Raw genomic sequence first — 8513 nt, 5'->3', positions numbered from 1 at the left:
GGCATCGACGTCGAACGCCGCGACGAACTCGACGTCGCCCACGTGGTAGTCGCCGAACTTGACGTGCATCAGGCCCGGCACCCGCGTGCCGGGGTCGGCGTCCCTGTAGTAGTGCACGCCCTGAATGAGCGACGTGGCACAGTTGCCTACACCGACAATGGCTACGCGCACCGAACCCATGGCACTCGCTCCCCTTTTGTTCTTCTAGTGGATCAGTTGTCTTCCGGGGCGACTTGCGGCCCCGGTTTCTCTGCCCCGGGCGTGGACGCCCGGGATGTTCCTTCTTGCGCGGGTTGCGGCTCTTCGCCCGCCGGAGATGCCCGGCGTTCGGTGGCGATCAACTCGTTCAACCAGCGCACTTCGCGTTCGACCGACTCCAGACCGTGACGCTGAAGCTCGAGGGTGTAGCTGTCCAGCCGCTCCCGGGTACGGGCGAGGGCCGTGCGAACACCGTCGAGTCGTTCTTCCAGCCGGCTGCGGCGTCCTTCGAGAATGCGCAGCCGTACCTCGGCCTCGGTGTGCCGGAAAAAGGCGAAATGAACACCGAAGCTCTCGTCTTCCCAGGCGGACGGTCCGGCCTGGGTGAGCAACTCCTGGAGACGTTCCTTGCCCTCCGCCGTCAGCTTGTAGACGATCTTCGATCGGCGGCCGGGGAGCGTTAGGGGGCTCTCGGCGGGGGCACAGGGCGGGTCGGAGACATGCGAGCCCGCCCCGTCTTCCATGATGAGTCCGTCGTTGAGTAGCTGACGGAGGCACGGGTAGAGCGATCCGTAGGAGAACGCCCGAAACATGCCGAGTATGGTGTTGAGCCGTTTGCGCAGCTCATAGCCGTGTAGCGGGGTCTCGTGCAGCGACCCGAGCACGGCCAGCTCCAGTACGCCGCCGCGTCCACTGGCCACCGGAAACCACCACCTCTCGTGTCGATGTATCGAGCCGATACATCTACAGGATACGTCCACTCAACATATGCCTGCAATCAACGACTTTCCCAAGAGGTTGGGGGCAAACAGTAAAAAGCCGTAGTCTGGCGCTTATGTGGTCACAGCGATCGGTGGTAGGGCGTAGCCCTCGCGCGCACGGGACCACTTTCCAATACGAGGAATCCCGCCTCTACGCGGGAGAGGTCTGCCAAGGTTGTTCTGGGAACCACCTGACGACCTCGTTCGTCCTCGGGAACGGAGATCCACCCGTATAGGTCGGCTACTAGTGAGCCAAGGCGATGAGCGCTTCCACGATCAGGAGGTAATCTCCCGCCAGCACGCCGTCGTAGACCCCGATGACCGAACGAGGACGCGTGAGTTACAGCCACAGCAATGACCCGGAGCCGAACGAGCGCCCAGAGCGCGCCGACGGATCGGCTCGCCAGGGGAGGCGCCGTCGCTCGAACCCAGGGGCCGCTTCCCAAGCAGTGCCCCCGCCTCAACCCTCCCAAACCGGTGACGCGGGCTGGGCCGGACCCCAGGCGCAGGCGCCGGGACGGCCTCCGCAGGGCCCGGGCCCCGATCCTCGATCCGGTCCGCCCCAGCAGGGCGGGACGCCCCGTCCCGCCGCCATGCCGTACCCCAGCGCGGGCCAGACCGGACCGCCGCCCCAGCCCGGCCAGATGCCCCCGCACGGCGGGCCGCCTCAGCAGCCCGGTCAGATGCCCCAGTACGGCGGAGCACGCCAGCCCGGCCCGCCGCCCCAGCAGGGCGGGACGCCCCGGCCCGCCGCGATGCCGTATCCCGGCGGAGCGGGCCAGGCCGGACCGCCGGCTCAGCCCGGCCAGATGCCCCCGCACGGCGGGGCTCGCCAGGCCGGTCCGCCCCAGCCGGGCCAGATGCCGCCTCAGACCGCCGCGACGTCCCAGACCGCGGCGATGCACCAGCCCGGCGGGGCACGTCAGCGTGACACCGACCCAACCGGCCGCCGCGCCGAGGCCGCCTTCGAGGACACTCAGGCGATGCTCGCCGCCCAGGCGAGCGGCGGCCGCCCGCCGGGTTCTGGCCCGGGTGAGACCGGCAGGGGCAGGCGTGCCCGCGGTGCGCGCGGTGCGCGCGGTGCGGGCAATCCCATGGGCTCCGGGGGCCCGGGAGGCCCCGCGGGAGGTGGTCCCGGCGACGGCGAGGACGAGGACGAGCCGGGCAAGAGGGGATGGAGGCGGTTCGTTCCCAGCTGGAAGATCGTGATGGCCAGCTTCGTGGTCCTCGCCGCGGGCGTCTTCGGCATGATCGCGGTGGCCTACGCCAACACGCCCGTCCCCACGGGCGTCCAGGCCTCCGTGGACGACCAGGGCAGCGTCATCTACTACGCCGACGGCAAGACCGCGATCGCGCGACTGGGCGTCAAGCGCACCCCGGTGACGATCGACCAGATTCCCGACGGGGTCGTGGACGCGGTGATCGCCCTGGAGAACCGCGACTTCCGCACCGACAGCGGCATCGACCTCTCGGGCATAATGCGGTCGTTCTGGAGCACCGCGACCGGCGCCCAGGTCCAGGGCGCCTCGACGATCACCCAGCAGATGGCCCGTGGCTACTACGACGGCCTCAGCAAAGAGGTGTCGATCCAGCGAAAGATCAAGGAAATCTTCGTCGCCGTCAAGATCAATAAGACGCTGACGAAGGACGAGATCCTTACGCGGTATCTGAACGCCATCTACTTCGGCCGCGGCGCCAACGGCATCGGGGCCGCCGCGCAGGCGTTCTTCGGCAAGAGCATCTCCAAGCTGACCCCGCCGGAGGGCGCCTACCTCGCGGGCAGGATCCAGAACCCGAGCGCCTTCGACATCCAGGAGCAGAAGGGCAACTTCGCCCCCACCAAGGAGCGCTATGACGCCGCGCTCAAATACATGGTGGAGTCGAACCCCACCGCCTACGGCAAGTACGCCGGCGCCAAGTTCGAGGACCTGAAGTTCGCCAAGATCAAGACCGACAAGAGCTACGACGGCCTCAAGGGCTACATGCTCAACATCGTGTTCAGGGAGCTCGCCAAGGGCGGGATCAGCCGGGACGATCTGGACACCAAGGGCCTGAAGGTCTACACGACCTTCGACAAGAAGATGATGGAGACCGCCAGGAGCGTGGTGAACGCCCGCACCGCCAGCCTGGACCACACCATCCACGCCACCGTGGCCTCGGTGAACCCCAAGAATGGCCGGGTGGTCGCCTTCTACAGCGGCGACGACTACACCAGCGACTACAACAACCGCGCGTTCACCTCTACCAAGCAGGCCGCGTCCGCCTTCAAGCCCTACGTGCTCGCCGCCTGGCTGGAGAACGGCTGGTCGCTGAACAGCTACGTCGACGGCATGTCGACGATCGACATGCCGGGCACCACCACGATCAAGAACTCGCATGCCGCGCCGTACGGGCCGATCACCACGGAGAAGGCACTGGCCGACTCGGTGAACACCGTCTTCGTCCAGATGGGCGACAAGGTCGGTCTCAAGGAGGTCGCGAGGATCGCCAAGGAGGCCGGCGTCGGCGAGGAGGCCAAGAGAAACCCCGCCTACCAGGGCAAGAACGGGGTGGACTACGCGGTCGACGAGCAGAAGTTCCAGGTCACCATCGGAAGCGCCTCGGTGACCGCGGTCGAGCAGGCCGCCGGTTACTCGATCTTCGCCAACGCGGGTAAGCACGTCGACTGGCACACCATCATCAAGGTGGTCGACGCCAAGACCGGCCTGGTCGTGGTGCCCGAGCAGGCCGTCGAGCGTCAGGTGATCAGCGCCGACGCGGCGGCCGACGCGGTCGTCGCGCTCCAGGAAGTGGTCAAGAGCGGCACCGGCACCGCCGCCAACTTCGGCGTGCGGCCGGTGGCCGGCAAGACGGGCACGAACGACAACAACAAGGACGCCTGGTTCGTCGGCTTCACGCCCCAGCTCGTCACCGCCGTCGGCATGTTCAAGGACGTGCCCTACGACAAGACCGGAAAGCGCGCGCTCAAGGTCGACAAGCACGGTCTTCCGAACTCGAAGATCAAGGGCGTCCTGTGGAAGGAGGAGCCCATGCCCTCCTTCATCGGCGGTGGTGGCACCCCGACCCAGATCTGGCACGACTACATGCAGATCGTGACCGCCAAGGACAAGGTCGAGCAGTTCCCGCCGCCGTCGCACACCGGCGTCACGAACAACCTGGTCACGCCCAAGCCGACGCCCAGCCCGACGCCGACGGCCGAGGACCCGTTCGCTTCCGATGGCGGCGACGGCGGTGGCGGCAACCAGTGGCCCGATGACGGCGGCTTCGGCACCGGTGACGGCAGCGGTGACGGCGGCGATCAGATGGACCGGCCTCCGGGCGAGGAGTGCCTGCCCGGTGACGGCTCGTGCGACAACCGGGGCGGCGGCGGTGACGGATCTCCCAACGGGGAGTTCGGCGGCGGCGCCGCCCCCGGTGCGGCGACCGGGCCGAACCCGCAGCCATCCGGGCAACGTCCCTGATGAAAAGCCTCGAGTCGACGCGGAGTCCACTGCCCGAGTTCGGCGCTCGGGTGATCCCGTACGTGCCCCTGGCCCTGTTCGCGGGGCTGGGGGCCGTGCTGGCCTGGTTCTGGAAGTGGCCGTGCCGGATCGACGGGGCATGGAACGACGGGACCCTGCGGTTCACGAACTTCTGTTACACCGACATCTATCCGCTGTGGATAAACGAGAAGCTCAACGAGGGCAAGATCCCCTATTTCGGCTACCCGGTCGAATATCCCGTCGGTATCGGCGGGATCATGGAGTTCTTCCGCCGGATCGTCACCCCCATGAGCGATCCCGGGACGGCGTTCTACGACCTGACCGTGATCCTCATGGCCATCTGCCTGGTCGTCGGCGTGCTGCTGATGGCCGCGCTGGCCGGGCCGACCCGGCGCTGGGACGCGCTCTGGTACGCCCTGGCCCCCGCGCTGATCCTCACCGCCTACATCAACTGGGACCTGGCGAGCAACGCCCTCGCGCTGGGCGCGCTGCTCGCCTGGTCGAAGCAGAGGCAGTGGCTCGCGGGCATCCTGCTCGGCCTGGCGATCGCCACCAAGTTCTACCCGCTGATGTTCCTCGGCCCGCTGTTCCTGCTGACGCTGCGCACGGGTAAGTGGGTGCCCTTCCTCAAGACCGTCGGCGGTACGGCGGGCGCCTGGCTCGTCGTCAACCTGCCGATCATGATTTTCGCCTTCGACGGCTGGAAACGGTTCTACGTCTTCAGCCAGGAGCGTCCGGCCGACTGGGGCTCGCTCTGGTACTTCTTCAACCAGAAGCAGTGGCCGTTCCTCGGCGACTCCGACCGGCTCGACCTCCTGGGCATCCTGTCGCTCGGCGCGTTCTGCCTGGCGATCGCCGTGCTGGTGATGACCGCCAGAACCCGGCCCCGGCTGATGCAGATCTGCTTCCTCACCCTCGCCGCGTTCATGCTGACGAACAAGGTGTGGTCGCCGCAGTACGTGCTCTGGCTGATCCCCTTCGCCGTGCTGGCCCGGCCCAACTGGAAGGCGATCGTGCTCTGGCAGATCGCCGAGTGCTGGTACTTCTTCGCGATCTGGCTCTATCTGGTCGCCCTCCAACCCGGCGACGAGGCCCTGGGCATCTCCGGCGACACCTACTTCACCGCGGTGTGGGGCCGTGCGATCACCATCCTGATCATGATGGCCTTTGTCGTGCGGGACATCCTGAAACCCGAGAAGGACGTGGTCAGGCAGAGCGGGATCGACGACCAGTCCGGCGGCGTCTTCGACGGAGCCCCCGACCGGTTCCGAATCGCGCTCACCTGATGAATGATGCCGTTTCCAACTGGCCGCGAGGCGGGTCGATCGAGCACAATTCCACCGTATGATCACCTCCATCGAGCATCCCCCCGACACCGCGGTCAAGTCGCGGCGCGACATAGTGATGGAGGCGTTGCTGCTCTGGCTGAGTTCTCGGCTGGGCATCATCGTCCTCGCCGTCGTGGGGGCCACGGCGATGATGGACGGAGACACCGTCGCCCCGTTTCTGGAGCGCTGGAAGCACTGGGACGCCGACCTCCTCATCACCATCGCCGAGCACGGTTACGGCGGCGATCCGAGCGGTGAGCCGGACAAGGGGCTGCCGGCCTTCTTCCCGGGGATGCCCCTGATGCTCCGCGCGGTGCATCTGTTCGTGGGCAACTGGATACTCGCCGGGCTGCTGATCTCCTTTGTGGCCGGGGCCGTGGCGATGGTGGCGCTGGCCAGACTGGCCGAGTTCGAGGGACCGCCGGGGACCGGCTGGCGCGCGGTGCTGGCACTGCTGCTCTGGCCGATGTCGGTCTTCCTGTTCGCCGGGTACAGCGAGTCCCTGTTCCTGGCCTTCGCGATCCCCGCCTGGCTGGCGGCGCGCCAAGGGCGCTGGGCGCTCGCCGCCGCGCTCGCGGCCGGGGCCTCGTGCATGCGGATCACCGGCCTGTTCCTGGCCCTCGCGCTGATCGTGGAGTTCTTCACCAAGCGGCATGCCGTACGGCAGGCGGGATGGCTGGTACTGCCGTTCGTGCCGCTGGTGCTCTACTCCGCCTACCACCACGCCAGGAGCGGTGACTGGCTGGCATGGAACCACGCGCAGGAGGCCGGATGGGGACGGCACCTGGTGTGGCCGTGGGAGTCGTTGATCACGACCTGGAACTCGGCCCTGGGAGAGGGTCGGTTCGCGTGGGCGTTCCGTCTGGAGATCGCCGGAGCGGTCGTCGGGATCGGGCTCGTGCTGGTGCTGCTCTACCTGCGGCGGTGGAGCGAGTTCGTCTACGTGGGGCTTCAGGTGGGCGCGCTGGTCTGCTCCGCCTACTACCTGTCGATCCCGCGCTCGGCGCTGCTGTGGTGGCCGCTCTTCCTGCTCATCGCCAAGGCAAGCACTCCACCCTCACCGTGGAGACGATGGATCATCGTCGTCTACGCCCTCGTGGTGGGTCCGCTGATGGCGCTCAACACGCTGGTCTTCACGGACGGCGCCTGGGTCGGGTAGCGGCCTTACCCACATTCGTGGATAAGTAATCCAGGGAGTTATCCACAGGCTGTGGATTATTGACGGCCGTAGACGGCCGCAGAGCATCGCCGGCCGTGAACGACGGCCGGGGACCACGGCTCCGGCTACAGGTGCTTCCTGAGGAAGGCGATGTCCTGGGCCTGGCTCTCGGACGGCGTCTCCACCACGATCGGTGCGTTCGCGCTCCTGCACACGCCGAGGATGAGCTCGGTGTCGATCTGACCCGCGCCGAGGCTCGCGTGCCGGTCCGCGCCGGAGTCGAAGGCGTCACGCGAGTCGTTGCAGTGGATGAGGTCGATCCTGCCGGTGATCGCCATGATCCGCTCGACCACGTCGTCCAGTCCCTCGCCGCCCGCGTGGGCGTGGCAGGTGTCCAGGCAGAAGCCCACGTCGAAACCGTCGAGCGCCTCCCACAGCCGGGCGATGCGCTCCAGCTTGCGGGCCATCGCGTTGCCGCCGCCCGCGGTGTTCTCGATGAGCACCGGGACCTCGTGCTCCTCCATGCGCTCGAACACCTTGCGCCAGTTGTCGAAGCCCTTCTGCGGGTCGTCGCCGGCGCCGACGTGCCCGCCGTGGACGATCAGACCTTTGGCGCCTAGCTCCGCCGCCGCCGCGAGGTTCGAGCTCAGCAGCTTGCGGCTGGGGATGCGGATCCGGTTGTTGGCGGTCGCCACATTGATCACATAGGGCGCGTGGACGTAGACGTCCACGCCGGAATCCTTGATCTCCCTGGTCTTCTCACCGATGACCGGGCCCTTCCAGTCCTGCGGATTGCCGAGGAAGAACTGCACGACCTCGGCGTCACGGGCTCTGGCGTGGGCCAGCGGGTCGTCCTGATCGACATGAGCTCCGATACGCGGCATGTGTTCGAGCGTAGCCGTTTTAAGACCCCGACCAGGGGCAGTCGCAGGGCGCGCCCCGTTGCCCGCCCCCCAGCGGGCTGAACCCAAGGAGTCAAAGTGCCTCGCTACCGCAGAGGGATCAGCCTGATAGGTCTGATCTACATTCTGGTCGGCCTCTATGTGGCCTGGGTCTACGACTACATCACCCCCGCGCTCCTGAAGGACATCGCCGAGGCCCTGCTGGCCGTCTTCCTCTGGTTCCTCGTCCTGCTGGGCGTGGACCTGCGACTGAACGGCTAGTCATCCGGCCCTCGGTGTGGGGTGGTCTTCGGCGGTTCGGGGCTCTACGGGAGGAAACCTCCGTGGTGGATGCCGAAGGCCACACCCACGAACGAGGCCACGATGCCCACGATGTTCAGAGCGCGCTCGCGTGTCGTCGCGGAGACGTACTGCGAGTAGAGACCTCCGACGAACCCCACCGCTCCGGCCCACGACGCGAGCACGTGCATGCCCGGCATGAACCCGGTCGCGAAGGCGACCAGCCCGCAGATGAGGGTGCCGACGCTTAAAACGTCCTCGATCAGGTGAGGCCGCCCATCACTGTTCAGTGCGAATCGGAACGGTCCGCGCCTGGTGGATCGGGATGCATCCGGCATGTCCACCACCTCTTTTTCCTCTCGTGGTGAGGTGCCCGCCGAGCCGACCCTCCAACCCTTGCCGGA

At 67.2% G+C, this 8513-nt stretch carries 7 protein-coding genes and 1 pseudogene; 4 read left to right on the top strand and 4 right to left on the bottom strand.

Annotated elements, in window-relative coordinates; genetic code table 11:
* Both CHC08_RS51600 and CHC08_RS21530 read right to left on the bottom strand, forming a co-directional pair.
* Nucleotides 1–180 (bottom strand): annotated as a pseudogene (locus CHC08_RS51600) (inositol-3-phosphate synthase); the annotation flags it as partial.
* A gap of 32 nt (nt 181–212) precedes the next feature.
* Nucleotides 213–899: a PadR family transcriptional regulator gene (locus CHC08_RS21530; protein ID WP_089209125.1), complete on the bottom strand. Its 687-nt coding sequence runs from the start codon at nt 897–899 to the stop codon at nt 213–215.
* Nucleotides 900–1552: 653 nt separating this feature from the next.
* Between CHC08_RS21530 and CHC08_RS21525 the strand changes: the two genes are divergently transcribed.
* The 3 genes from CHC08_RS21525 to CHC08_RS21515 are packed head-to-tail and all read left to right on the top strand — an operon-like array spanning nt 1553 to nt 6928.
* Entirely contained in the window at nt 1553–4420 is a 2868-nt protein-coding gene (locus CHC08_RS21525; protein ID WP_179282141.1) for a transglycosylase domain-containing protein, read from the top strand.
* Nucleotides 4420–5727 carry a glycosyltransferase family 87 protein gene (locus CHC08_RS21520; RefSeq protein WP_089209123.1) on the top strand — a complete coding sequence of 436 codons (1308 nt, stop codon included), beginning with the start codon at nt 4420–4422 and terminating at the stop codon, nt 5725–5727. The genes CHC08_RS21525 and CHC08_RS21520 overlap by 1 nt, the downstream gene beginning before the upstream one ends.
* A 58-nt stretch (nt 5728–5785) precedes the next feature.
* Complete coding sequence (locus CHC08_RS21515; RefSeq protein ID WP_089209122.1) at nt 5786–6928, top strand: mannosyltransferase family protein; 1143 nt, start codon at nt 5786–5788, stop codon at nt 6926–6928.
* A 125-nt stretch (nt 6929–7053) separates the two neighbouring features.
* On the opposite strand, the gene CHC08_RS21510 is transcribed toward CHC08_RS21515, so the two are convergent.
* Nucleotides 7054–7812 (bottom strand): deoxyribonuclease IV, encoded by a 759-nt coding sequence (locus CHC08_RS21510; protein WP_089209121.1) that lies wholly within the window; start codon nt 7810–7812, stop codon nt 7054–7056.
* A 96-nt stretch (nt 7813–7908) separates the two neighbouring features.
* Between CHC08_RS21510 and CHC08_RS21505 the strand changes: the two genes are divergently transcribed.
* Complete coding sequence (locus tag CHC08_RS21505; RefSeq protein WP_089209120.1) at nt 7909–8091, top strand: hypothetical protein; 183 nt, start codon at nt 7909–7911, stop codon at nt 8089–8091.
* Nucleotides 8092–8135: 44 nt separating this feature from the next.
* Here CHC08_RS21505 and CHC08_RS21500 read toward each other — a convergent pair whose 3' ends face one another.
* Nucleotides 8136–8447 carry a hypothetical protein gene (locus CHC08_RS21500; protein ID WP_089209142.1) on the bottom strand — a complete coding sequence of 104 codons (312 nt, stop codon included), beginning with the start codon at nt 8445–8447 and terminating at the stop codon, nt 8136–8138.
* Nucleotides 8448–8513: the final 66 nt, after the last annotated feature.

It is taken from the genome of Streptosporangium subroseum, from assembly GCF_900188345.1.
GTDB classification, from domain to species: domain Bacteria; phylum Actinomycetota; class Actinomycetes; order Streptosporangiales; family Streptosporangiaceae; genus Streptosporangium; species Streptosporangium subroseum.
The sequence above is the reverse complement of the archived record's forward strand: the minus strand, read 5'-3'. Positions and strand labels throughout refer to the sequence as shown.